The organism is Gilliamella sp. LMG 34359, assembly GCF_984569085.1.
This window is the reverse complement of the sequence record NZ_OZ474906.1, coordinates 1,183,780-1,210,767: the sequence shown is the minus strand read 5'-3', so window position 1 is coordinate 1,210,767 and position 26,988 is coordinate 1,183,780. Positions and strand designations below refer to the sequence as shown.

Sequence of the window (26,988 nt, the reverse complement as noted above, 5' to 3'; positions counted from 1 at the left end):
TATGATTAATGATTGATTTTAAACGTTCTTTTCAATTCGTTAATAAAGGCCAAATCTTGCGAAATGGTTTTACCAGGACTATCCGATAACTTAGCTACCGATTGATTATTGCATTCGGTTAGTTTTAACACAATGTTAAGCGATTTAGTATTTACCTCGGTAGAGGGAATATCACAAGCTAAGAAACCACCTATACCAAATGATAATTTTACCCGATGATTAAAGTGTTGATAAATTTTTAGCGCTTTATCAAAGTTTAGACTGTCAGAAAAAACCAATAATTTTGTTTTAGGATCAATGCCTAATTGTTGATAATGACTAATCGCTTTCTCGCCCCACTGTAACGGATCACCAGAATCATGACGTAATCCTTGATAATGAGAGGCAAAATAGTAATCAAAATCCCGCAAAAAAGCATCCATTGTAATACAATCCGTTAAAGCGACACCTAAATCATGCGGATACTCAGCTAACCATACTTGCAATGCCGTTTTTTGACAATCATGCAAATTAGGACTTAGGCGTTGATGCGCTTGAAACCATTCATGAGCTTGTGTACCAACTGGAGTCAATCCTAAACGGTATGCCAATAGATAGTTACTGGTACTATTAAAATTGGTAAAATGCTTTTGTAAATAACTGACAACGGCTTCTTGTACAGCAAAAGAGTAGCGTCTTCGAGTACCAAAATCCATCAAATTAAAACCTGACATATCGATATAATGAGTCTGCTCATCAAACTTGGCTAATTTATCTTTAAGTCTTGCCAATGCTTGTTCTACGCCGATATTCGGTGAGCGATCTTTATGAACAATCTCACTAATTACAGCAAGCAATGGTACTTCCCATAAAATAACATCAACCCATTTGCCTTCAATTTGAATAACTAGCAAACCATCTTCGTTTTTTATCGTTAATAACTGGCTATTAAAACGCCAATTTTTTAACCAGTTTAAATAATCTGATTTAAAAAAAGGAATACCAGATAAATAGGCGAACTCGTCATCGGTAAGAGCTAAAGACTCCATTAATTTAACTTGATGAGCGATTTGATCGGCATATTGACCAAGTAGATCATCACTTCGACAGCGAAACTGAGCAACTACAGTGGCATCAGGGTAGTGATGAAATACGGCCTGCTGCATATGCAACTTATAAGCATCAGTATCTAATATTGATGTAATTATTGCGGGTAACATATCTATCTATTATCAGTTCTTTAAAGAAAATTCTAGAGATTATAGCAGAATAATTATTAAGATATAGCTTAATTATCTAATAAGATTATTTTTAATAGGCTATAATATCTAACTAAAAGCATTTTGGTAAATTAATCCAAACTCACTCCAAAACGATTAACAAAGATAATTTATTTACTTTTATCTTAATAATCAATGATAACACGAGTAATTAACACCAATTTAGATTGGTTCAAATACATGAAAAGCGCATCATTTAATAAGGCATAGAAAAATGAGTACATCTGATATCCAACCAACTGCAAAATATCGTCACGACTATAAAACTCCCGACTTTATGATTACTGACATTGACCTTGATTTCGATTTAGCGGCAGAAACAACCACAGTTATCGCTCGTAGTCATGTTATCCAAAAAAATCCTCAAGCTAACGATTTAGTATTAGACGGTGAAGAACTTAAATTGGTTTCAGTAAATATTGATGAACAACCTTGGGCTGATTATCAAATCACCAAAACGGGTTTAACAATTAAAAATGTTCCTTCTGAATTTACTTTAACTATTGTTAACCAAATCAAACCAATTGATAATACCGCGCTTGAAGGATTATATGTTTCAGGTGATGCTCTTTGTACCCAATGTGAAGCGGAGGGTTTTCGCCACATTACCTACTATCTTGACAGACCAGATGTGCTAGCCCGCTTTTCAACTCGAATTACCGCTAATAAACAACATTATCCTTTTCTTTTATCTAATGGCAATCGCATTGCACAAGGTGAACTAGCCGATGGTAGACATTGGGTGCAATGGCAAGATCCATTTCCTAAGCCTGCCTATTTATTTGCATTAGTAGCTGGTGACTTTGACATATTAAAAGATCAGTTTATCACCCGTAGTAATCGGAAAATTGATTTAGAAATTTATGTCGATAAATGCAATTTAGATCGTTCACAATGGGCAATGACCAGCTTAAAAAACGCTATGCGCTGGGATGAAAGCCGTTTTGATTTAGAATATGACCTCGATATTTTCATGATTGTAGCGGTTGATTTCTTCAATATGGGCGCAATGGAAAACAAAGGGCTAAATATTTTCAATTCTAAATATGTCCTTGCTAAACCCGAGACCGCGACCGATGATGATTATATCGGCATTGAATCGGTAATTGGGCACGAATATTTTCATAATTGGACCGGTAATCGTGTTACTTGTCGCGACTGGTTCCAACTTAGTTTAAAAGAAGGATTAACGGTATTTAGGGATCAAGAATTTACTTCAGACCAAGGGCTTAGAGCAGTTAAACGCATTGCCGATGTTAAACTACTGCGCACCGTACAATTTGCTGAAGATGCGAGCCCGATGTCTCACCCTATTCGTCCAGAACAAGTGATTGAAATGAATAATTTCTATACAGTTACTGTCTACGAAAAAGGTGCTGAAGTAATTCGTATGATGCATACATTATTAGGTGAAGAAAACTTCCAAGCGGGTATGAAACTCTATTTTAAACGTCATGATGGTAATGCGGCAACCTGTGATGATTTTGTTGCCGCTATGCAAGATGCATCAGGTATTGATTTAACTCAGTTTAAATTATGGTACAGTCAATCAGGCACACCAGTATTAACAGTAACTGACAGTTATAATCCACAAAATCAACAATATACCTTAACTGTTGAGCAACATACGCCAGCAACGCAAGATCAAAGTGAAAAACAGGCACTACATATTCCATTGGATATCGAACTTTATCAGCAAAATGGTGATGTGATTGCATTGCAATATCAAAATAAACCTATTCATCATGTACTAAATGTAACCCAATCCAAACAAGAATTTGTTTTTGATCATGTTTCAGAAAAACCAATTGTTTCACTATTAAGAGATTTTTCAGCACCGGTAAAACTCAATTACAATTATCAAGATCAGGATCTTATATTCTTAATGCAACATGCTAGCAACGCTTTTAGTCGCTACGATGCTGCGCAGATGTTATTAGCAAAATATGTGAGGTTAAATGTAAGCCATTATCAACAAAATCGACCAATGGCGATTCCTGATTCACTATTAGATGCTTTTAGAGGAATATTATTATCCGATTCTGCTGAACCAGCACTTATCGCACAAATACTAACTTTACCTTCGGAAAATGAATTGGCAAATCTATTTGATATCGTTGATCCGATAGCGATTTATCAAGTTCGCCAATTCTTATTAGGCGTTTTTGCTAATGGACTCTATGATGAACTAACCGCGGTATATCACCATAATCAAACTTCACTATATCAGATTGAACATGCAGATATTGGCAAACGCATGTTAAAAAATTGCTGTATATCGTTATTAGCTTATGCAAACGATAAATTAGTAGTAGACTCCTTGGTCAAACAACAATATCAACAAGCAAATAATATGACCGATTGTTTAGCTGCGCTTACCGCAGCCGTAAAAGCGCAGCTAGATTGCCGTCATGAGCTACTGACTGAATTTGATAACAGATGGCATCAAGATGGTTTAGTGATGGATAAATGGTTAGCTTTAAATGCGACAAGTCCAGAGAAAAATGTATTGTCCACTGTGAAAAAACTGCTTAATCATCGCTCTTTTTCACTCAATAATCCAAACCGAATAAGAAGTCTAATTGGTGCTTTTGTTAACAATAACCCTGTCGCTTTTCATGCTGAAGATGGTAGTGGTTATCATTTCTTAGTTGAAATTTTGACGGAATTAAACCAGAAAAATCCACAAGTGGCATCAAGATTAATTGATCCACTCATACGATTAAAACGTTATGATGCAAATCGTCAGAAAAAAATGACAACTGCTTTAGAGAGTTTATTAAAACTGGATAATTTATCTAAAGATCTCTATGAAAAAATTACTAAAGCGTTAGCCGCCTAATAAAATCCCATGTTGTTATTTTTTAGCAAGATGTTTTTTTAGTTAGATTGCATTAAATTGGGCTTTAAAAAAGCCCATTCTTCAACCTTTTTAAATAAAATGAGTTTTAATCATGACTGTAATAAAAGAGATAACCCCATTACAATTAAAACAAAAGATGGATAGTAACGTACCGTTTTATCTGCTAGATGTTAGAGAATCGAACGAAATCGCCATTTGTATGCTAGAAGGCGCCAATCATATTCCAATGAACTTAATTCCACTTTATTTGGATAAAATTCCTGACGAAATTGATATTGTGATTTATTGTCATCGTGGTGTAAGAAGCCGTAACGTGGCAAATTATTTACTGGAAAATGGCTTTGATAATAATTTTCTTTACAATTTAACTGGTGGCATTGATGCTTGGGCACAAACCATCGATACCAGTATGGCTAAATATTAAAAGCCCGCATATAAACGGGCTAAGCTCTCACTATTCTTGTGGCATAACCCAATAGCCATTTTGATTGTGTGTTTGCATGTAATCTTTAAATTGTTGTGATTGGTAAATACGTTTTATATCTTTTGCCCATTGACTATTTTCATTACCTTCATTAACCACAACCATAATTTCTAAATCAGGAATAATTGTTTCAGATAATAGGGCTTTTTTTGAGTCAATATTTGCAGAATAGACAATACTACCGGGAATAACCGCGAAGTCTAACTCATTTAACACTCTTGGAATATTAGCTGAATCCATCTCAACAATATTCACACCAGCAATATTTTCGGCAATATCATTTTTACCCACAATAATTGGATTAGTATTTGGTTTTAACTTAATCCAACCAGCTTTTTCTAACAAGTTATATGAACGAGCTGCATTTGATGCATCCTGTGGTATACCGATTTTAGCACCAGGAAAGACATTTTCTATTGAAGTAAATTTATTTGAAAATATCGCCGCAGGAACAGAAGGTACATGCACGACTGATTTTAAATTGGCTTTACGTTGACTATTGAATACATCCATATATGCGGTATGTTGAGCTACGGTTAAATCAATACTACCTTCACTTAATGCCACATCAGATTCTAATAAATGTGGAAAATTCACTAATTTCACTTTATATCCTTCTGATTCAAGTATTGGTTTGACCGCATCATTAAACAGATCATTATATGGTCCTGGGGATACTCCCATACTGATCTCTTTTTTAGTTTGATTATCAGCTTTCGATGATGAGTTATCGCATGCTGTAATGAAAAAAATAGCACTAAATAATGTTAATACCACAACATTGTTAACTAATTTTTGTTTGATAAAACCCATTTTCATTTGAACTATCCTCAGTGAAATGTAAATTTTCCAAACACTCTAACACAAAAAAAACAATTCATTTATTCCAAGTAATTCTATCTTATAACTTTTGGGAATAAGTTATAAAAAACGGTTATTAGAGCAAAGAAAACAGCTGTGATAATGTAATAATATCAATAATTTGTTATCTATTGGATTTGCCATGACAAACGCAGTTGCTCCGCTTATCGAACAGCTTTTTCTCGATTTACATCGAAATCCAGAGCTTTCAAATCAAGAGTTTGAAACCACTAAAAAACTAAGATCTTACTTAGAAAAAGCCAATATTCGTATTTTAGAATTAGGTGCAAAAACCGGGGTTATTGCTGAAATTGGCTCAGGCAAACCAGTTTTAGCCCTAAGAGCTGATATTGACGCCCTACCCATTGATGAGCAATCTGATTGCCAATACCGTTCAACAAAACAAGGGGTTATGCATGCTTGTGGTCATGATCTGCATACTTGCGTTTTAATGGGAGCCGCTTATCTATTAAAAGCCAAAGAATCGCATTTAAAAGGAACAGTCCGTTTACTTTTTCAACCTGCCGAAGAGAATTTTAGTGGTGCGTTACATTTTATTGAAATTGGTGCACTCAATGGTGTCGACGCTATTTTGGGTATGCATAATAATCCGAATTTATCCATTACCCAAATGGCCTCACGAGCAGGACCGTTCTCAGCTAACGTTGATCGTATTGAAATTACCATAAAAGGGGTTGGTGCTCATGCAGCAAGGCCTGAAGCAGGGATTGATCCAATTGTTATAGGTTCACAAATCGTTAGCGCCATCCAGACAATATCAAGTCGCACAGTAAGTGGGCTTGATGCAGTTGTTGTCAGTATTACCAAATTTTTAGGCGGAAACACATGGAATGTTATTCCTGAAACTGTTGAGATGGAGGGCACGGTTAGAACACTTACGCCAGAAATAAGACTAAAAGTTAAACAACAATTAAAAAGTATTGTTGAAAATATCGCCCTTAGTATGGGCGCTAATGCAGAGCTAAGATGGTTTGATGGTCCACCATCTATCATCAATATGGCTAAATGGGTCGACTTTTGTCAAAAAATTGCTGAACAAGAAGGTTATGAGGTCATTGATTTTCAACCACAACTTGGCGGTGAAGACTTTGCCCACTATTTACATCATCTACCAGGCGCATTTATCAATCTTGGCTCGCAAAGTCCTTATGCCTTGCATCATCCAAAATTTTTAGTTAATCGAGACATGATAATGCCAGCTGCCAATTATTTAGTCAAACTCGCTGAGCAAGGATTAATTGAATTAGCCCAACATCGATAGGTATTACATAATGATAAAATTTGAAAATGTATCTAAACAATATGAGCGCAATGGCGTTACCACCCAAGCATTACAAGACATTAATTTAACTATCCAAAAAGGCGATATTTACGGCATCATTGGTTATAGTGGTGCAGGAAAAAGTACCCTAGTACGTCTAATTAATTTTCTTGAAAAACCTACTCAAGGTAATGTTATTATTCAAAATCAATCATTAAATCAATTATCAAATTCGCAATTACGTCAAGTGCGCCGTAAAATCGGTATGATATTTCAACATTTCAATTTACTTGAATCTAAAACCGTATATGAAAATGTAGCGATACCTTTAGTTCTCATCAAAAAAGATAAGCAAGCTATTAAAAAGAAAGTTTTTGAACTACTTGAATTTGTTGGATTAAGTGACAAAGCCTCTAGTTACCCCAAAGAGTTGTCTGGTGGGCAGAAACAACGTATCGGTATTGCCCGTGCTTTAGCCAATGATCCCGATATTTTACTTTGTGATGAAGTTACATCAGCACTCGATCCGCAAACCACGCAATCTATTTTAGAATTAATTAAAAAAATTAATGATAAATATCGAATAACTGTCGTCCTAATTACTCACGAAATGCATGTAATACAGCAAATATGCCATAAAGTGGCAGTGATGGAAAAAGGTAAAATAATTGAACATGGCAATGTAGTGGATGTTTTTGGTCACCCAAAACATAAAACGACCCAAAAATTTGTTAGTTCAGTCATTAATGATCAAATTCCTAAAGGCGTAGTTGAGAATCTTTTAGAAATTGAAGGAGATAAACATAATATTAAGTTGTTCAAGCTCGAATTTTTAGGCCGTTCAGCATCAGAACCAATTATCAATGCCCTAATAATACAACAAAAAGTGGTAGTGAATATCTTGTTTGCCCATATGTCCGAAATCGAAAAAACCGTATTAGGCAGTATGTTTGTTCAATTAAAAGGAAGTGATAGTAATATTGAAGAATCGGTGCAATTTCTTCGCGAAAATGGGGTTAACGTTACAGAAATCCAACATTGGGAGAATAACTAATGGAAGTAGTAAGTGATTTTATCAATTATGTGAATGCTAATTTTTTAAGCAGAGTAACAGTAGAACAATATGCACAAGCTTCGATAGACACATTATATATGGTTGTTTTTTCGTTAATATTAGGTGCCTTAATCGGTATTCCATTAGGAATTTGCTTAGTTACCACGCGACCTTCTGGTTTACTTGAGAATAAGCGGGTTTATCAGATTATCAATCCAATTATCAATTTTGTTCGATCATTACCTTTTATTATTTTACTCTTTTCGCTTCATTCATTTACTTACTTTATAGTCCGCACGTCTATCGGTACGACAGCAGCAATTGTGCCTTTAACGTTTTATGTAGCTCCCTATATTGCTAGGTTAGTTGAAAACTCATTATTAGAGGTGAAGAGTGGTATTATTGAAGCCGCTGAATCTATGGGTGCCACCCCAGTGCAAATTATTTGGCATTTTATGCTTCCAGAAGCATTTAGCTCTTTGATTTTAACTTTCACTACCGCCACAATTGGTTTGATTGGTGCAACAGCAATGGCTGGAGCTATTGGCGCCGGCGGTATTGGTGATGTTGCCTATTCACAAGGTTACCAACGCTTTGATGATACCGTTATCTATATCTGTGTGGTGATTTTAGTGATCGCAATTCAAATTGTACAAAGTACAGGAAATTACTTAGCACGCAAAGCGAGACACGAATAATAGCCAATTTTAAATCATATTGCGGTACTTTTATAGTGGTGTTTACTTAATATACGCCACTATTTATTACACAATTAACAAATAGCAATCAACTATCATCAAATAATAGTAATTTAAAATAAAGTTTTAGCATAAAATGACGAACAATATGATTTAGTCTGTTCTATGATTAACAACGCTAAATTAGCAAATTTGTTTAATGGATTTGTATATTTGCAATAATCAAGTAAAATAACCAACATTTAATAATGGTAGTGTAGGAACTTATTGTGACCAACATATTACAAAATAACCAGGTCGAGATACCCGAGAATCTAGTCGAGATACACGATATGTCTTTTTATCGTGGGACTCGTCCGATTTATAAAAATATGAATTTGACGGTTCCTAAAGGAAAAATTACCGCAATTATGGGGCCATCAGGGATAGGTAAAACTACGCTATTAAGGTTGATTGGCGGGCAACTCAAACCACAATTTGGCCAAATTCTGTTTGATGGTGAAGATATACCTAGCATGACTCGTTCGCGACTTTATGAAGTCCGAAAACGAATGAGTATGTTATTTCAATCAGGCGCACTATTCACTGACTTATCGGTGTTTGATAATGTTGCTTACCCATTACGAGAACATTTTAATTTACCGAAACCAATTTTACATAATTTAGTATTGATGAAATTACAATCTGTAGGACTTCGCGGTGCAGCCAATATGATGCCTTCAGAATTATCTGGCGGCATGGCACGGCGAGCAGCTTTAGCACGAGCGATAGCTCTTGATCCTGACTTGATTATGTTTGACGAACCTTTTGCCGGGCAAGATCCTATATCCATGGGCGTAATAGTTAAACTGATATCTGAAATCAACCAATCACTTGGACTAACCTGTATTGTTGTTAGCCATGATGTTAATGAGGTATTGAGTATCGCCGATTATGCTTATATTGTTGCAGAGCAACATATTATTGCTGGTGGCACCTCTGAAGAATTACGCAATAATGATGATATACGTGTAAGACAATTCCTTGAAGGATTAGCCGATGGTCCAGTACCATTTCATTATCCGGCGATTGATTATAAATTAGACCTTAGTAGAGGTGCAAACTAATGTTAGACTTAATTGCAAAACTTGGGCGATCAGTCATCAATATCATCGCTATGTTAGGTCGCTCTGGGTTAATGCTATTTGGTGCACTTATTGGTAAGCCTCAATTTAGCAAACAATTCCCATTACTTGTTAAACAATTTTACTTTGTCGGTGTACAATCACTATCCATTATCATCGTATCAGGTCTTTTTATAGGCATGGTACTGGCACTACAAGGTTACTTTATTTTAACCACCTTTGGTGCTGAAGCCAGTTTAGGTATGTTAGTTGCACTTGCGTTGTTACGCGAACTCGGCCCTGTTGTTGCCGGATTACTTTTTGCTGGTCGTGCCGGTTCAGCATTAACGGCTGAAATTGGTTTGATGAAGGCTACCGAGCAACTATCTAGTATGGAAATGATGGCAGTCGATCCATTAAGACGAATTATCGCACCAAGATTTTGGGCGGGATTTTTTTGTATGCCATTTTTGACGGCGATTTTTGTCGCTGTTGGCATTTTAGGTGGGGTATTGGTCGGCGTTGATTGGAAAGGTATTGATGCTGGATTTTTCTGGTCTTCCATTCAAAGCAATGTCGATTGGTGGCACGATTTAGGTAACTGTTTTATTAAGAGCTTTGCATTTGCAATCGCCAGTACTTGGATTGCACTATTTAATGGTTATGATTGCGTGCCAACATCAGAAGGAATTAGTCGGGCAACAACGAATACCGTTGTCTATTCATCATTAGTTATTTTGGGGTTAGATTTTATTTTAACCGCATTAATGTTTAGTAATTGAGGTCATTAAACATGAGTCGTCAAGTTGAAATTACAGTAGGATTTTTTATGGTACTGGTTATCTGCTCAGTACTATTTTTATGTTTTCGAGTTACCGATCCAACTTCCTTCGCTAGTCATAATTCCTACCGTGTTTATGCGGTATTTGATAATATTGGTGGATTAAAAGTAAGATCACCGATTAAAATCGGCGGCGTTGTGATTGGACGGGTTAGCAATATTAGCCTTAAATCAGAAAATGGTGATACTTATAAACCCTATGTCACGATGGATTTAGATGCGCAATACGATAGAATTCCGAGTTCCAGTTCGCTTTCAATCAAAACCTCTGGCCTATTAGGTGAACAATTTATCGATATCAACTTTGGGTTAGATCAAAGCATAGAACATGAACTTGACTCTTTAGATTCCGACACCACAACAACTACTAATAATAGTAATAACAAACCGGCTTATCTTGAAGACGGTTATGTCATTAACAATACAAAACCTGCCATGGTGATTGAAGATTTAATTGGGCAGTTTTTATATAGCGCTGGTGGCTCGTCAGCTAAAGATAACAAACAAGATACCAATGAAAGTAAGGAGTAACTATGTTAACCAAATTTAAACAAACCCTTTTTTTAGTACTCGCATTAGTGATTAGTACGTCGGCATTCGCTAACGATCCATATAATGATATGCAAGTTGCTGCTGATAAAATTTTTAACACGATGAAAGAACAATCTGCATCAATTAAGTCAAATCCAAATAAACTTAAAGATATTGTAAGAGCAGATCTATTACCTTATGTACAAGTTAAATATGCTGGCGCCTTAATCTTAGGTGACGCCTATAAATCAGCAACCAAAGAGCAACAAGCAGCTTATTTCACCGCTTTTGAAAACTATTTAGTTCAAGCTTTTGCTCAAGCGCTTTCAATGTACAACGGTCAAACTTACCAAGTTGAAAAATCAAAAGATTTAACCAATAAATCACTTGTTTCAATTCGCGTTCTTTTAAATCAACCAGATAAAAATCAACAACCTATACGTATCGATTTTCAATGGCGTAAAAATACAGTAACCGGTGAATGGAAAGCTTATGATCTAACAGCTGAAGGGGTAAGCATGGTTACCACTAAACAAAACGAATGGGCAACTATTTTACGCCAAAGTGGTATTGATGCCTTAACCAAACAATTAAATGATCTATCCAACCGCAAAATTGATCCAAACGAAAAACAAAAAGGTTAGTTCATTATGTCGCGAATCCAAACAGAAAAACAACAAAATTCACTTAATTTAATGGGTGAGCTTGATGTTCACTCATTAAATGATTTATGGAAGGCCCAAGATACGCTATTAAGTAATGTAACCCATATTGATGTGGCTAACGTAACTCGGGTTGACTCATCTGGACTCGCGACACTTGTCTATTTTTGTAATCAATATGATCTAAAATTGACAGGGATTAGCCCCCAATTACAAACACTAATTGAACTTTATGATTTGCAAACCGTTATCAATCAGTAACCATTTATGCAATTAACTAGTTCAAAAACCCCGTTCCGTAAATTTTTATAAATAGTAAATAAATACTGAGTTTAATAATGGATAAGCAAGAAATTATAGCTAAATTAAAAAATTCACTAAACCTTGACGATGTTCATGTTATGACCGATGATGGCAGCCATTTTCAAGTTATTGCCGTTGGCGAAATGTTTGCTGAATTAAGTCGAGTAAAAAAACAACAAGCTATTTATGCGCCTTTAGCCGAATTTATTAATGATAATCGAATTCATGCATTATCAATCAAAACTTACACACCAACTGAATGGCAACGTGAACGCAAATTAATGGGTTTATAATTAAACCCAATGAACCTAGAGGCTTGAATTGAGTTTTTAAGCCACAACATATTGTTTTATTAAAAACATAATCATTGCATAAGGTATCGCAGCATGACTAACCCACTATTAAGCAATTCACCATTACCCCGATTTTCACAAATCAAACCTGAACATGTTTTACCCGCTATTAAAGAGACGTTAAACAACTGCCGCAAAACAATTGAAACAGTGCTTGAACAACATAGTGAATTCACTTGGGATAACTTAATTCAACCCATTGATGAGATGGATGAAAAATTTAGCCGAGCTTGGTCACCGGTTAGTCATCTTAATTCAGTAAAAAATAGCCCTGAATTACGTGAAGCCTATGAAGCTTGTTTACCGTTACTTTCTGAATATAGCACTTGGGTAGGACAACATAAACCTTTATACCAAGCCTATAAACAACTTAAAGATAGCAAACACTACGAAAATTTAACTAAAGCGCAAAAAAAAGTGATCGACAACGCTTTGCGTGATTTTGAATTATCGGGTATTGGATTATCGGAAGAAAAGCAAAAACGTTATGGGGAAATCGTTGCCAAACTTTCAGAGTTATCTTCGCAATATAGTAATAATGTGTTAGATGCCACTATGGGTTGGTCAAAACTTATCACTAATGTTGAAGATTTAGCCGGAATGCCAGAAAGTGCATTAGCTGCCGCTAAAGAACAGGCGAAAACAAAAGATCAAGAAGGTTGGTTATTAACACTTGATATTCCGAGTTATTTACCTGTCATGACCTACTGTGATAATCGAGATTTACGCTTTGAACTTTATCAAGCATATAATACCCGTGCATCAGATCAAGGTCCTAATGCCGGTAAATGGGATAACACAGAAATCATTAAGGAAATACTATCGCTGCGTGCTGAACTTGCACAATTACTTGGTTTTACCACTTATGCCGACAAGTCATTAGCAACCAAAATGGCGGAAACAACGACTCAAGTTACAAAATTTCTAACCGATTTAGCCAGCAAAGCTAAACCACAAGGCGAAAAAGAACTAGCTGATCTTAAAAGATATGCTTATGAATACTTTGGTGCAAGTGATATTAAACCATGGGATATCGCTTATTACAGTGAAAAACAAAAGCAACATCTTTACACCATTAATGATGAAGAGCTTCGTCCTTACTTTCCAGAACAACGCGTGGTTAACGGATTATTTGCAGTGGTTCAGCGTATTTTTGGTATTACTGCCAAACAGCGTCATGATGTTGAAGTTTGGGCGCCAGAAGTCAAATTTTATGATCTTTATGACGCGACAGGTGAATTAAAAGGTAGTTTTTATCTTGATCTATATGCTCGTGAACATAAACGAGGTGGTGCGTGGATGGATGATTGCATCGGTCGAATGCGTTTTGCTGATGGTCATATCCAAAAACCTGTGGCCTATTTAACCTGTAATTTCAATCGTCCAATTGGCGATAAACCCGCATTATTCACCCATAATGAAGTCACCACATTATTCCATGAATTCGGTCATGGGTTGCATCATATGTTAACTGAAATTGATGTATCATCAGTGGCTGGTATCAATGGCGTGCCATGGGATGCAGTTGAATTACCAAGTCAATTTTTAGAAAATTGGTGTTGGCAACCCGAGGCGTTAGAATTTATTTCTGGCCATTATCAAACCGGTGAACCGTTACCACAACAAATGTTAGAAAAAATGCTTGATGCCAAAAACTTCCAAGCTGCATTATTTATTTTGCGTCAGCTAGAGTTTGGATTATTTGATTTCAAATTACATAGCGATAAAACGCCAGATATTTTAGAAACCTTAAAACAAGTCAGACAACAAGTTGCTGTGGTACCAACTGTTGATTGGGGCCGATTCCCTCACGCATTTAGTCATATTTTTGCTGGTGGTTATGCCGCAGGTTACTACAGCTATTTGTGGGCGGAAGTTCTATCTGCTGATGCATTTTCTCGCTTTGAAGAAGAAGGTATTTTCAATGAAAATACTGGTAATGCTTTCTTGGATAATATCTTGTCTCAAGGTGGCAGCGATGAACCAATGACATTATTTAAAAATTTCCGTGGCCGTGAACCACAACTAGAGGCATTACTTCGTCACTATGGTATCCATTAATGTTAACACTGCTCAGCTAAAAGAGTTAGCTGAGCAGTGGTTATCCGATCATGCTGAACTACCATTTACTCTCGTTATTCGAAACCATCAACTTGAGCTACAAAAAACAGATGAACCGAAATTAGGTGCAATTGCGGTTAATTTTGTGTCTGGTACCATGGCTCATCGACGTCAATTTGGTGGCGGTCGCGGTGAAGCTATCGCCAAAGCTGTTGGCGTTAAAGGTAATTACTTACCAACCGTGGTTGATGCCACCGCTGGATTAGGCCGTGATGCATTTATATTAGCTTCGATTGGCTGTCAGGTTACTATGTTTGAGCGACATCCTGTGGTCGCTGCCTTATTAGCCGATGGCCTTGATCGTGCTTATCAAGATACGACTATTGGCCAATTATTACAAAAACACTTACATTTGATTTATAATTCAAGTTTACTTGGACTCAATTCTTATCAGGAAAGACCTGACGTTGTTTATCTTGATCCGATGTTTCCACATCGACAAAAAAGCGCATTAGTCAAAAAAGAGATGCGTATTTTTCAACAATTAGTCGGTAGTGATCTCGATGCAGAAGAGTTGCTTGAGCCCGCAAGGCGATTAGCTAAAAAGCGAGTTGTGGTTAAACGACCTGATTATGCGCCATTTTTAGCCAATCAAAAACCAACGGCTGAGATTAAAACTAAAAATCACCGTTTTGATATCTACACACCATCAGATTGTCTATAGGAATAGTATTTAAATATGCGACTGGATAAATTTCTGGCTCACCATCTGGGAGTAAGCCGAACCATAGTTAATAAAGAACTCAAAGCCCAAAAAGTTACCGTTAATGGCGATATTGTAAAATCAGGAGCTTATCATATTTCACCTGACCAAATTATAGAATATGATGGCTTCGAAATTGTCCCTATTACTGACAATCGCTACTTTATGCTCAATAAACCGCAAGGTTATGTTTGTTCAACTGATGATCCTGATCATCCAACTATCCTCTATTTTATTGATGAACCTATGGCTGAAAAACTGCATTCAGCAGGCAGACTGGATCTTGATACCACTGGTTTGGTTTTATTAACCGATGATGGTAAGTGGTCACATCGTATAACTTCACCTAAACATCATTGTGAAAAAGTCTATCAAGTGACGGTTGAGCAACCACTAAATGCTAATCTTATTGAGATATTTAGACAAGGTATTCAACTCAAAAGTGAAAAGACTCTGACTGAACCCGCTAAATTGGTTATCCTTGATGATTACCATGCCGAACTCACAATAAGTGAAGGGCGATATCATCAAGTAAAACGTATGTTCGCCGCAGTAAATAATCATGTTATACAGTTGCATCGCCAACAGATTGGCAATGTTATTCTTGACATACCGGAAGGTGAATACCGTCCTCTTACTCAAGATGAGATTAATTCGTTTAAATAGTATTTTTCATTAAAATCGATAATTAATATTCGTTTTGTTAAGTGTTCATAAGTGTTCCAGTCATGGACTTAACAAAATAAATATTTAGCTCCATAGGAATGACGACGTGCAAACACAAGAGCCACAAGTTAACATTAAAGTTTCTAAACAAGCACTGATTTTTATTCTTGGTTTCATATCAATGTTAATGCCATTATCAATCGATATGTATTTACCGAGCATGCCAACTATTGCCAAGCAATTTAATGTCGCTGACTCCACTGTACAACTGACAATCAGCTGTTATTTATTAGGATTCTCGTTAGGCCAACTATTATTTGGCCCACTGACTGATAGTTATGGAAGACGAAAAGTTCTAACTAGTGGTTTAATTATCTTTATAATCGCCGTATTTTGTTGTGGTTTAGCTGCCAGTATCAATCAATTAATCACTGCACGGTTTTTTCATGGAATAGCAGCATCGGCAACCACAATTGTCATCAATGCTTTAATGAAAGATATATATCGGGATCGTGATGAATTTTCTAAAATGATGTCATTTGTGATGTTGATATCTAATGTAGCCCCGTTACTCGCACCGATTATAGGTGGTTTTATTCTATTTTGGTTCGACTGGCAAGCTAACTTCTATGCTCTCTGCTTGATGGCTATCATCTGTTTTGCCATGGTGATAATCAATATTCCTGAAACATTAGCTAAAACCAAACGAAATAAATTCAGCCTAACTCGAATTTTGAGTAATTTCATCGCACTGTTTAGACATAGGCAAGTATTTACTTATATGATGATTGGCGCATTTTCTGGCGCTGGTTTATTTTCCTTCTTAAGTTTAGGACCATTTGTCTATATGAACTTACACGGTGTAGCATCAACCAATTTTGGCTATTACTTTGCAATTAATGTTATCGTTATGGTCTCGATGAACACGCTTAATAGTCGGATAGTGAAACGAGTTGGTTCGATTAACATGATACAATTAGGTTTACTCCTCCAGTTCATCACAGCCATCGGCATGGCAATAGTGAGTCTATTTGACTTAGGTTTTATTTTTTTAGTAGCATGCATTGCCGGTTATATCGGATGCATCTCAACCATAGGCGGTAATTGTATGGCGGTTATTCTCGATTGTTATTCGCATATAGCAGGTACTGCCTCTTCACTTGCTGGCACTCTGCGCTTTGCTGTTGCTGGAGCTATGGGGGTATTGCTTTCCGCCCTCGTTTCAACGCATACCACAACAACAGTAACGAGCAGTTTAACCGAATGGTTAATGGTGGGATCGATGATAATTTGCAACTTTCTTGCTGCTGGGCTATTTTTGAGTGTCAAAAGTATAAAAAGGAAATAATGATGATTTATCAATTAGGTGACTTAAAACCACAAATTAATTCTACTTGTTTTATTGCCAAATCAGCCGAGATTATCGGTGATGTTATTTTAAAAGAAGGTGTATCCATCTGGTTTAATGCGGTTTTACGCGGTGATATCGCAACTATTCATATCGGTAAAAATAGCAATGTGCAAGATAACAGCACCATTCATCTAGAAACCGATATACCATGTATTGTCGGTGAAAATGTCACAGTTGGTCACAATGTTATTTTACATAGTTGTACTATTGAAGATAATGCCTTAATTGGCATGGGGAGTACTATTTTAAATAATGCGAGAATTGCCAAAAACTGTTTAGTCGGTGCTAATTCATTAGTTACACATAGCTTACCTTACCAAGAAGGTTGTTTGATTATGGGCTCTCCAGCTAAAATTATTCGCAAACTTACTGATGAAGAAATTCAAGCTAATATTAAAAATGCGCAACATTATGTATCAAATGCTAAAAGATTTAATCAAACCTTAATTCCATTAACTTAATAGTGGCTAATAAATTAATTTTTATCAGCCATTCACGCTATCAGTAGGTTCAAATTATGATAAAATACCCAAAAATTAAATTAAGATAGCTTCTAGGAACGTGTTTGAAAAAATTTAAAATAACCGGAAGACAGATTGTCGTGCAATTAATTCTATTATCATTAATAGGATTATCTGTTTGTTTATTTTTATCACTGTTTACTTACAATCCCGCCGATCCCGGTTGGTCACGTACTGCTTGGCACTATCCTATTAGTAATTTTGGCGGTTATCTTGGCGCATATATTTCTGATATTTTATTGCAATTTTTTGGCTTAATCGCCTATAGTCTACCGGTCATTTTTATCCTTTTCTGTTTACAATTAATGAGGTATTTTTACCGCCATAGTAACGATCCTATTAACTATTTCAGTCTTTCATTTAGAATTATCGGTATTTTAGCTTTTGTTTTTAGCTGTTGTGGCTTTTTCACTCTCAATATTCGTGATCCAGAACAATTTCAAGCTGGCGGTTATCTTGGTTTGATAGTTATTAACAGTCTTCTACCTATTATGAGTAACTTGGTTACCTCATTATCTTTACTTGCAATAGCCTTAGCTTGTATAACATTATTGACTGGTTTCTCTTGGCTTTACCTATTTGAAAAAACGGGTGCATTTGTGATGTTAATGCTATCACCACTAAAATGGTTATTTAGGTCTGATAAAGCCTCAAAACCTGAACATGCGAATCAAGATAAGCATATATCGCCAATTGAAAAACAGCCACAGTTCCATCTACCTGATAACGATGATAACAGTAATAATAAAGATATTGATCTGCCAAATTTAACCGAAAACCATGTAACAACTGCGGTTGAATCTGATATAAATACAACCGAAACAAGCGCTATTTCATTAACAGATGATGAAAAATTCATTAAAACCGCCGCCCAGTTATTGCAAAGCATTGAAGCGAATACAACAATTAACCAAGCCAGTCAATCAACAGATAACATATCTAAAAAAGATATTGATCCTGATGCCATTTTAGCGCGAATGGAAACTATCTTAAAAAATATGAATGAAGGTGCCAAGAGCGGCATTAGTTCAACAAAATCAGAAGGGCAAGTTGACAATCATGAAATTACGCAACCTGTTGAAGAAGATAAGTACACCATTGCCGATGCACCAAGTAAACCATTATTTACTCTAGATGATGCTCAGCCAGAAATAAATCAAGATACTTCACAACACTTAGGTAATTCAATTGTTATGCAACCTCTAGAGGATGAAGTATCGCCAAGCGATATGCCAGAGTATAATAGTTATTTAAAAAATATGGATGAGGGTGCCAAGAGCGACATTAGTTCATCAACATCAGAATGGCAAACTAACAATCGTGAAATTACCCAACCTGTTGAAGAAGATAAGTACACCATTGCCGATGCACCAAGTAAACCATTATTTACTCTAGATGATGCTCAGCTAGAAATAAATCCAAATCAAAGTAGTTCACAACAGTTGGATGCGCCAATTGTAATGCAAACTTTAGAGGATGAAGTATCGCCAAGCGTGATGCCAGAATATAATAGTTATTTAAAAAATATGGATGAGGGTGCCAAAAGCGACATTAGTTCATCAACATCAGAATGGCAAACTAACAATCGTGAAATTACCCAACCTGTTGAAGAAGATAAGTACACCATTGCCGATGCACCAAGTAAACCATTATTTACTCTAGATGACACTCAGCGAGAAATAAATCCAAATCAAAATAGTTCACAACAGTTGGATAATCCAATTGTAATGCAACCTTTAGAGGATGAAGTATCGCCAAGCGTGATGCCTGAATATAATAATTATAATAGTTATCATAATAATGATACTTCAAATGAGGTCGAGATACCTGAAGAGGTAGATATCGCACTTCTTAAAGAAGAAAATCCATTAATAGAGGATATTTATCGAAAACAAGTTGATATTAAACAAAATGAACAACCAACTGTTATCAATACGGAAATAAAAGCAGTTTTAAACCAAGATGAAGATGAAGAAGACGAGGAAGAAAGTCTTATTCATCCTTTATTAAAACGCAATGACAAACCTTTACCAAAACCAACAACACCTTTACCTTCGTTGGATTTATTAACACCGCCACCGACCACGCGGATTGAAATCGATCATGCGGCATTAAACGCCATGGCAGAGCTAATCGAAAAAAGCCTTTCTGATTACCGAGTAAAAGCTCGAGTGGTCGATTATTTACCGGGTCCAGTGATTACTCGTTTTGAAATAGAACTTGCACCAGGAATTAAAGCCGCAAGAATTTCAACACTTGATCGAGATTTAGCTCGCTCATTATCCATGCCTTCAGTACGTGTTGTCGAAGTTATACCGGGTAAACCTTATGTCGGTATTGAATTACCAAATCAAAATCGCCAAACCGTTTATTTTAGAGAGGTGCTAGACAGCCCGCAATTTAAAAATGCACAATCTCCACTTACTGTTGTTCTTGGTAAAGATATCTCGGGGCAATCTGTGGTTGCCGATTTAGCTAAAATGCCACATTTATTAGTTGCAGGAACAACTGGTTCAGGTAAATCAGTTGGTGTTAATGCCATGATATTAAGCATTTTATATAAATCACAGCCTGAAGATGTTAGATTTATAATGATCGACCCGAAAATGTTAGAACTGTCGATTTATGAAGGAATACCTCATCTATTAACCCAAGTGGTAACTGATATGAAAGATGCGGCTAATGCGCTTAATTGGTGTGTTAATGAAATGGAGCGCCGCTATCGATTAATGTCAGCTTTGGGCGTTCGTAACATTGCTGGCTTCAATGAAAAAATCAAACTTGCCGAAGAAATGCAAAGACCAATTCCGGATCCACTTTGGAAACCAACTGATAGTATGGATCTTGAAATGCCAACATTAGAAAAACTACCTTATATTGTAGTTATGGTCGATGAATTTGCCGATTTGATTATGGCTGTCGGTAAAAAAGTGGAGGAACTGATCGCACGACTGGCGCAGAAAGCAAGAGCGGCAGGGATCCATTTAGTTCTGGCTACCCAACGACCTTCTGTTGATGTTATAACCGGTTTAATTAAAGCCAACATACCAACGCGTATTGCGTTCACAGTTTCTAGCAAGATTGATTCACGGACTATTTTAGATCAAATGGGAGCAGAATCACTTCTTGGAATGGGTGACATGCTCTATTTGGCACCAAATAGCTCAATACCTATTCGCGTTCATGGAGCCTTTGTCCGAGATGAAGAAGTTCATGCGGTAGTACAAGATTGGCAAGCACGTGGTAAACCTAAATATATCGAAAATGTAACAGTTTCAAGCAATGATAATGAAGGTGGCGGCTTTGATATGGCCGACGAGGATCTTGATCCACTTTTCGATCAAGTAGTCGCATTTGTGGTTGAAACTCGTCGCGCATCGATATCAAGCGTCCAACGTAAATTCAGAATTGGTTATAATCGTGCTGCACGGATTGTAGAACAAATGGAAGTAGAGGGTATTATAAGTGCGCCTAGCCATAATGGTAATCGAGAAGTACTTGCGCAAGCAACACCTAATGATTATTAGGCTAAAGTTTGCAGGTAAACCAGTTAATGAGTAATTATTCTTCGCAAATTGGTCGCTTAGAATCAGAATTACTTAATCCTCATGTTTTAAGTTTACCACCGATACTTGCTTTAAAAGCATTGATCCGAGAGATCTGTTTATCGCCTAAACCAGGATTGGTTGATATGAATAATAATGGCGCACATCAAGATATGAATTTTCAAACATTCATAAAAAGTATTAGTGCCATTTCAAGTTGGTTTGAAGATTTTTATCAATACGGTAAAAGCAATGCCAACATATCTACTTCTGATTTTTTAACCAATATCAGACCAATAGGTCTTGAATGTGAAAAAGCGATGTTCACTGCAACTAACCAAGTGAATACCCATAAAGGTGGAATATTTGCTTTTGGTCTATTGCTCAGTACCATTGGTAAATTAGCACAACTTAAATCACCAGTGACTGTGCCTATAATCTGTAATGAGGTCGCCAATATTTGCCAAGGTATGGTCAACAACGAATTATCACAAAATAATCACCGTAATTCAGTAGGAGAACGACTTTTTAAGCAACATAATCTTACTGGAGCAAGAGGTGAAGCAGAATCAGGTTATAAGACGGTTAACCAGATATCATTACCAGTTTATCAAAAAATGTTAAATAGTGGTTACAGTGAGGAATCTGCTTTATTACAAGCGATGTTATATTTATTAGCCTACAATCAAGATACCAACTTAGTTTCCCGAGGAGGACTTGAAGGGTTAAATTTTGTGCATAAAGAGGCTAGGGATTTAATCAATCAAGGTGGCATCATGCAACAAAATGGTAGGGAAAAAATGCTAAGATTAGATGACGAACTAATAAAACGTAATTTAAGCCCCGGCGGTTCAGCGGATCTAATTGCCGTTACTTGGTTCCTAGCTAACTTTTCAAAATAATATCTATTCAAAATAATATCTATCCTTCAAATACTAAAAAAATTTATCTATCTAATTAGCCTATTTTTTTATAAATATTTTAGCCAATGTCGCTTTTAAATTTTATCCAATAGATTATTGATAAAATTGCAGCAATGATGGCTATGCCGGCTAAGCTAAAATAAGCCATAGTCATCGACCATTGCAAACTGATCACACCAACAATAATAGGAAACAGTGTCATGCCTAATGCATAAATAGCTTGAAACAACCCCATTGCTGCTGAACGCGCATACGATGGCACATCTACCATCGCTTCAAAATTTAAAAATGAAAATAAAATACCTGTCCCTATACCAGGAATAATTTGTAAGAGTAAAATGATATAAATATAAGATACTTGAGGTACCAAAATACAATACAGTGCTAATAATAAAAAAGAAAAAATTACCCAACCTGTTATACTCAATAAATTGATCCATTTGCTCGCTGCCAATTTAGCAAATAAAACTGAAGATAACATATAGACCATTGAGGAGATCCCAATTAAAGAGGCACTCCCCCCTAAATCACTCAGTATCTGACTGGTAAAAGACATTGTGGTAGACATTTGAATGCCTTGCTGAATTAAAGCAAGAAACGAAAAAAATAATAATTTTCGATTACATAAAGCGCTAAATAGAAGATGATAATTAAAATCATGATGGATTTTTTCTGGATATTTAAGTTTTATTGCTAAAATAAACGCCACTAAGCCACTTAAGCAACTAAGCAAACAGATTCCCACCATGTGAATGTAATCATACAATAATGTACTGGTTAGAAAAGCTAAAAATACACCTAGATTATTTACCATTATAATTAAACTGGTTGCATAACCTTTTTTAGATTTAGGATAAAAACCTAAAAAAAGTACCATAAAAGATATCCACATTGCACTTGCGAAACCAGAAATTATGTTACCAATCAAAAATCCAGTGCCGTTCGGTTCAATAATACGAATTACAGAGGCTATTCCAGCAAAAAAAGCTCCTAGCATAATAAAAATTTTATGTTTTTCTTTTACATTGGCTAATAATCCAACTGGTAATCTTAAAAATAATTGTGACAAACCATAAGCACTAACCACAATACCGATTACATTGGTCGATAAATTTATCGCCGCAAGATATGGGGTTTGATAAGGAATATAGATATATTGTGCATACCAGAAAAAAAACACTATACACAAAAGTAAAAAAGATTTCTTTTTGGCCGATTTCATTTATCCACAATTTTAATAAGTATAATTTTGCTTCTAAAAATATATCTAAATAAATTATTTAGCAATAATTAAAGCTTACTTGTCTAATTTTTTAAACTATGCTAGCTTGAAAAAGGTAAATGAAGTGATAAAAATTAATCTCACTAAAGTCATACTAATCACAACATTATGATCAATATTATAATGATAATTGTTAGTGTATTTAGCCTTTTTTATCAATGTACAACCATTCTTTAAGTAATGGAGAAAATAATGGACTATCAAAAAATTGCACGGCAAATACTTGAATTAGTTGGCGGTAAAGAGAATGTTATTAGTTTAACACACTGCTTTACTCGCTTACGATTTCAATTAAATGACAGTAAAAAGGCTGATCGCGAAAAATTATTACAGACAGAAGGAGTGATTTCGGTCGTTGAAAGTAGTGGGCAATACCAAGTCGTATTAGGCAACAAAGTCACCAAAATTTATGATCAATTACTGCCTTTAATCGGTGAGCTAACGCAAAATAAACTATCTGAACCCAAAGTATCTTTAGGGGTAAAAATTTTAAATGCCTTCGCCGCTATTTTTACACCAATAATCCCGGCTATTGCCGCTTCAGGTATGTTAAAGGGAATTTTAGCTATAGCCGTTATGATAGGTAATTATTACTATCAAACTGATATCAAAACCTATAACACCTATACGATTTTACATGCCGCATCGGATGCAGTTTTTTACTTCATGCCAATAATACTCGGTTATACCGCTGCTAAAGTATTTAAAGCACATGAATTTATCTCCATGATTATTGGTGCAACATTATGCTATCCATCAATCGTCAACTTAATGGCTAGTAAAACCGAAGTCACACTGTTTGCCATCGAACTCACCAAAGCCAGTTACACTTCGAGTGTTATTCCAATTATATTAGCGGTGTTTATTTTAAGTTATGTACAAAAATTTCTAGAAAATATTATTCCAGAAGTCTTAAAAATTATCATGGTACCTACTTTTTCATTACTTATCATGATCCCCGCTACATTACTTATTTTTGGCCCAATTGGTATCTATATCGGCGAATTTATAAACTGGGTCTATTACTTCATCATGGGGGTCAGTCCTATCTTATTAGGTGCTTTTATTGGTGGAGTATGGTGTATTTTAGTTATATTTGGCGCTCACCGCGCAATTGTGCCAATTGGCATCAATGATGTAGCGCAAACAGGCAGACAAAATCTTTTGGCGTTTGCTGGTGCGGCTAATTTTGCCCAAGCTGGTGCAGCGTTTGGCGTATTTTTCAAAACCAAAAATAAAAATCTTAAAACAGTCGCAGCATCGGCAACGGTCACAGCCCTGTTTGGCATTACTGAACCAGCAATTTATGGTGCCAATTTAAGATTAAAAAGGCCGATGATCTGCGCCGTCATTTGTGGCGCAATCGCAGGGGGCTTAATGGGTTGGGGAGGCTCCTATGGTAACGCATTTGCTAACCAAGGAGTATTAACAATACCGGTGTACGCCGAAGCAGGTACAAAAGCTTTCTTATGTTATTTAATTGGTATAGGTTTTGCTTTTTTTGGTTCATGCATTATGACGATGATTGTTGGATTTAATGATATACCAAATGAGGAAGCGTCAAAAACAGTTCAAACAACGTCCAGTACACAATTAACATCGGATACCACTATTGTGTCGCCAGTTGCTGGCGAGGTGATTGCGTTAAATCAAGTCAAAGATGAAGTATTCGCCTCAGGTGCAATGGGAAAAGGAATCGCAGTTTATCCTAGAGTGGGTGAAATCGTTGCCCCTGAAGATTGTACCGTTACGGCACTCTACCCTACTTTACATGCAATAGGGCTAAAATTAGATAATAGTATTGAACTACTAATTCATATCGGTATTGATACAGTTAATTTACAAGGTAAATACTTCCAATCTTATGTTCACGCTGGTCAACATATTACTAAAGGAACCAAATTAGTTTCATTTGATATTGATAAAATAAAACAACAATTTGATTTAACCACCTCAATTATTGTGGTTAATTCCGATCAATATAAACATATAGAATATTGTCAACAAGCTCAGGTTAGTGAAAAAGACGATTTATTATTTATTCAAGTTTAGAGGTTAGTTATGAAAGCTTTTGCTAAGGATTTTTGGTGGGGGGCATCATCTTCAGCATTTCAAATTGAAGGTGGATGGGATGCAGATGGCAAAGGAATGACTGTTGCCGATTATAATTCATTTCAACGCTCTGCTATACAAGCCGACAGTAAAGTCGCCAGTGATTTTTATCATCATGTTGAAAGTGATATTGCGTTATTTAAAGAGTTAGGACTAAAAACTTATCGCTTTTCTATATCATGGGCTCGTATTATTCCCGATGGTGATGGTGAAATAAATCAAGCTAGCATTGATTTCTACAACAGAGTCATCAATGAATTAATCAAGAACGATATCATTCCATTTATCACTCTTTATCATTTTGACTTACCATTCGCCTTAGTTGATAAATATAATGGTTGGCAAGATCGTCGCTGTGTTGATGCATTCAGACGTTATGCGCAAATCTGTTATCAAGCATTTGGCGATCGGGTAAAACATTGGCAGATTAATAATGAACAAAATCTGATGATTCGTGTCAATGAAAGAATGAATATGTACCAAGTTGCGCCTGAGGATATTGAAAAAGTTCGCGCCCAAATGGATTATCATATGTTTGTTGCTCATGCGATGGCAACCAATGATTGTCATGAGCTAATTTCTGGTAGTAAAGTGGGGCCGGCGGTATCATCAACCATGACCTACCCTGCAAGTAACAAACCCATGGATGTATGGGCGGCAAAAATGAATGATAATTTCAAAACCAATTACGCACTTGAAATGTACTGTTTTGGTGACTATCCAGGGTATTATAAAAATTACTTAAATCGTTGCGGTATCTATCCTATTACTCAATCAGAAGATGCACAAATTTTAAAACAAGCAAAACCTGATTTTATTGCTGTAAATTATTATCGAACTTTGGTTGCCAGTTATTTACCAGAGGACGATGCACATCCATTTGGTAGCAAAGAAAAAGATATCGATTTTGACCTTTACGGTTACTTCAAAATCGAGAAAAATCCAAATTTAGTTGCCTCAACTTATGGTGCACAAATTGACCCTATGGGATTACGCCTTGTACTAAATGAATATTATCGCCAATATCGTTTACCGTTAATTATTACTGAAAATGGCTTAGGCACTCCTGATATCTTAACCGCTGACAATAAAGTACATGATGATTATCGCATTGATTATATCAAATCACATATTTTAGCTTGTCATGATGCGATTGAAGATGGTGTTGAACTATTCGGATACTGTCCATGGTCAGTAATTGATTTATTAAGCTCACATCAAGGTTTCAAAAAACGTTATGGCTTTGTCTATGTCGATCGAGATGATCATGACTTAAAAACACTTAATCGAATTAAAAAAGATAGTTTTTATTGGTATCAGCAAGTCATCAAAGACAATGGCATTAAAGAATAGTTAATACACAATATAAAGATGGGCTTTAAAAAAGCCCATCATAACTCATATTAAATC

The 26,988-nt window shown here is 35.9% G+C and carries 23 protein-coding genes; 20 read left to right on the top strand and 3 right to left on the bottom strand.

The annotated features are described in order from the left end of the window. Positions 1-5 precede the first annotated feature (5 nt). Positions 6-1,199 (bottom strand): nicotinate phosphoribosyltransferase, encoded by a 1,194-nt coding sequence (gene pncB, locus AC5LXV_RS05615; protein ID WP_493467599.1) that lies wholly within the window; start codon positions 1,197-1,199, stop codon positions 6-8. A 274-nt stretch (positions 1,200-1,473) separates the two neighbouring features. Here pncB and pepN point away from each other — a divergent pair, with 274 nt between their 5' ends. Together pepN and AC5LXV_RS05605 are read left to right on the top strand one after the other, a co-directional pair. Then, a complete protein-coding gene (gene pepN / locus AC5LXV_RS05610; RefSeq protein WP_493467598.1) occupies positions 1,474-4,101 on the top strand; it encodes an aminopeptidase N in 2,628 nt (875 codons plus the stop codon). Positions 4,102-4,213: 112 nt separating this feature from the next. Beyond that, complete coding sequence (locus tag AC5LXV_RS05605) at positions 4,214-4,546, top strand: rhodanese-like domain-containing protein (protein WP_110434343.1); 333 nt, start codon at positions 4,214-4,216, stop codon at positions 4,544-4,546. Positions 4,547-4,576: 30 nt separating this feature from the next. On the opposite strand, the gene AC5LXV_RS05600 is transcribed toward AC5LXV_RS05605, so the two are convergent. After that, complete coding sequence (locus tag AC5LXV_RS05600) at positions 4,577-5,425, bottom strand: MetQ/NlpA family ABC transporter substrate-binding protein (RefSeq protein ID WP_493467597.1); 849 nt, start codon at positions 5,423-5,425, stop codon at positions 4,577-4,579. Between the two features lie 184 nt (positions 5,426-5,609). Between AC5LXV_RS05600 and AC5LXV_RS05595 the strand changes: the two genes are divergently transcribed. The 16 genes from AC5LXV_RS05595 to citG all read left to right on the top strand — a co-directional run bounded on the left by AC5LXV_RS05595 (position 5,610) and on the right by citG (position 22,163). Further along, positions 5,610-6,749, top strand: coding sequence for an amidohydrolase (locus AC5LXV_RS05595; RefSeq protein WP_493467596.1), 1,140 nt, complete (start codon positions 5,610-5,612; stop codon positions 6,747-6,749). 10 nt (positions 6,750-6,759) lie between these two features. Further along, complete coding sequence (locus AC5LXV_RS05590) at positions 6,760-7,803, top strand: methionine ABC transporter ATP-binding protein (protein WP_493467595.1); 1,044 nt, start codon at positions 6,760-6,762, stop codon at positions 7,801-7,803. Between the two features lie 98 nt (positions 7,804-7,901). Then, complete coding sequence (locus AC5LXV_RS05585; protein ID WP_375334995.1) at positions 7,902-8,501, top strand: methionine ABC transporter permease; 600 nt, start codon at positions 7,902-7,904, stop codon at positions 8,499-8,501. Positions 8,502-8,770: 269 nt separating this feature from the next. After that, positions 8,771-9,607, top strand: a complete 837-nt coding sequence (gene mlaF, locus AC5LXV_RS05580) for a phospholipid ABC transporter ATP-binding protein MlaF (protein ID WP_493467594.1) — start codon at positions 8,771-8,773, stop codon at positions 9,605-9,607. Then, entirely contained in the window at positions 9,607-10,386 is a 780-nt protein-coding gene (gene mlaE / locus AC5LXV_RS05575) for a lipid asymmetry maintenance ABC transporter permease subunit MlaE (protein WP_493467593.1), read from the top strand. The genes mlaF and mlaE overlap by 1 nt, the downstream gene beginning before the upstream one ends. Positions 10,387-10,397: 11 nt before the next feature. Further along, positions 10,398-10,976 carry an outer membrane lipid asymmetry maintenance protein MlaD gene (gene mlaD / locus AC5LXV_RS05570; RefSeq protein WP_110434348.1) on the top strand — a complete coding sequence of 193 codons (579 nt, stop codon included), beginning with the start codon at positions 10,398-10,400 and terminating at the stop codon, positions 10,974-10,976. Positions 10,977-10,978: 2 nt separating this feature from the next. Continuing rightward, positions 10,979-11,620: a phospholipid-binding protein MlaC gene (gene mlaC / locus AC5LXV_RS05565; protein WP_110434349.1), complete on the top strand. Its 642-nt coding sequence runs from the start codon at positions 10,979-10,981 to the stop codon at positions 11,618-11,620. A 6-nt stretch (positions 11,621-11,626) separates the two neighbouring features. Beyond that, positions 11,627-11,899: an STAS domain-containing protein gene (locus tag AC5LXV_RS05560; protein ID WP_493445986.1), complete on the top strand. Its 273-nt coding sequence runs from the start codon at positions 11,627-11,629 to the stop codon at positions 11,897-11,899. Positions 11,900-11,976: 77 nt separating this feature from the next. Continuing rightward, a complete protein-coding gene (locus tag AC5LXV_RS05555) occupies positions 11,977-12,234 on the top strand; it encodes a BolA family protein (protein WP_110434351.1) in 258 nt (85 codons plus the stop codon). 93 nt (positions 12,235-12,327) lie between these two features. Next, positions 12,328-14,355: an oligopeptidase A gene (gene prlC, locus AC5LXV_RS05550; protein ID WP_493467592.1), complete on the top strand. Its 2,028-nt coding sequence runs from the start codon at positions 12,328-12,330 to the stop codon at positions 14,353-14,355. After that, positions 14,342-15,079 (top strand): class I SAM-dependent methyltransferase, encoded by a 738-nt coding sequence (locus tag AC5LXV_RS05545; protein ID WP_493467591.1) that lies wholly within the window; start codon positions 14,342-14,344, stop codon positions 15,077-15,079. The genes prlC and AC5LXV_RS05545 overlap by 14 nt, the downstream gene beginning before the upstream one ends. A gap of 15 nt (positions 15,080-15,094) precedes the next feature. After that, on the top strand, positions 15,095-15,784 hold the full coding sequence (gene rsuA, locus AC5LXV_RS05540) for a 16S rRNA pseudouridine(516) synthase RsuA (RefSeq protein WP_493467590.1): 690 nt from the start codon (positions 15,095-15,097) through the stop codon (positions 15,782-15,784). 106 nt (positions 15,785-15,890) lie between these two features. Beyond that, positions 15,891-17,132: a Bcr/CflA family multidrug efflux MFS transporter gene (locus AC5LXV_RS05535; RefSeq protein ID WP_493467589.1), complete on the top strand. Its 1,242-nt coding sequence runs from the start codon at positions 15,891-15,893 to the stop codon at positions 17,130-17,132. Positions 17,133-17,134: 2 nt separating this feature from the next. Continuing rightward, the gene (locus AC5LXV_RS05530; RefSeq protein ID WP_493467588.1) at positions 17,135-17,656 is read left to right on the top strand and encodes a gamma carbonic anhydrase family protein; all 522 of its coding nucleotides are present in this window, start codon (positions 17,135-17,137) and stop codon (positions 17,654-17,656) included. 104 nt (positions 17,657-17,760) lie between these two features. Then, positions 17,761-21,243: a DNA translocase FtsK 4TM domain-containing protein gene (locus AC5LXV_RS05525; RefSeq protein WP_493467587.1), complete on the top strand. Its 3,483-nt coding sequence runs from the start codon at positions 17,761-17,763 to the stop codon at positions 21,241-21,243. A gap of 26 nt (positions 21,244-21,269) precedes the next feature. After that, the gene (gene citG, locus AC5LXV_RS05520; RefSeq protein WP_493451767.1) at positions 21,270-22,163 is read left to right on the top strand and encodes a triphosphoribosyl-dephospho-CoA synthase CitG; all 894 of its coding nucleotides are present in this window, start codon (positions 21,270-21,272) and stop codon (positions 22,161-22,163) included. Between the two features lie 79 nt (positions 22,164-22,242). On the opposite strand, the gene AC5LXV_RS05515 is transcribed toward citG, so the two are convergent. Continuing rightward, positions 22,243-23,364, bottom strand: coding sequence for an MFS transporter (locus AC5LXV_RS05515; protein WP_493467586.1), 1,122 nt, complete (start codon positions 23,362-23,364; stop codon positions 22,243-22,245). A gap of 294 nt (positions 23,365-23,658) precedes the next feature. Between AC5LXV_RS05515 and AC5LXV_RS05510 the strand changes: the two genes are divergently transcribed. Both AC5LXV_RS05510 and AC5LXV_RS05505 read left to right on the top strand, forming a co-directional pair. Continuing rightward, positions 23,659-25,518 carry a beta-glucoside-specific PTS transporter subunit IIABC gene (locus AC5LXV_RS05510; RefSeq protein ID WP_493467585.1) on the top strand — a complete coding sequence of 620 codons (1,860 nt, stop codon included), beginning with the start codon at positions 23,659-23,661 and terminating at the stop codon, positions 25,516-25,518. Between the two features lie 9 nt (positions 25,519-25,527). Continuing rightward, positions 25,528-26,931, top strand: coding sequence for a glycoside hydrolase family 1 protein (locus AC5LXV_RS05505; protein WP_493467584.1), 1,404 nt, complete (start codon positions 25,528-25,530; stop codon positions 26,929-26,931). Positions 26,932-26,988 lie beyond the last annotated feature (57 nt).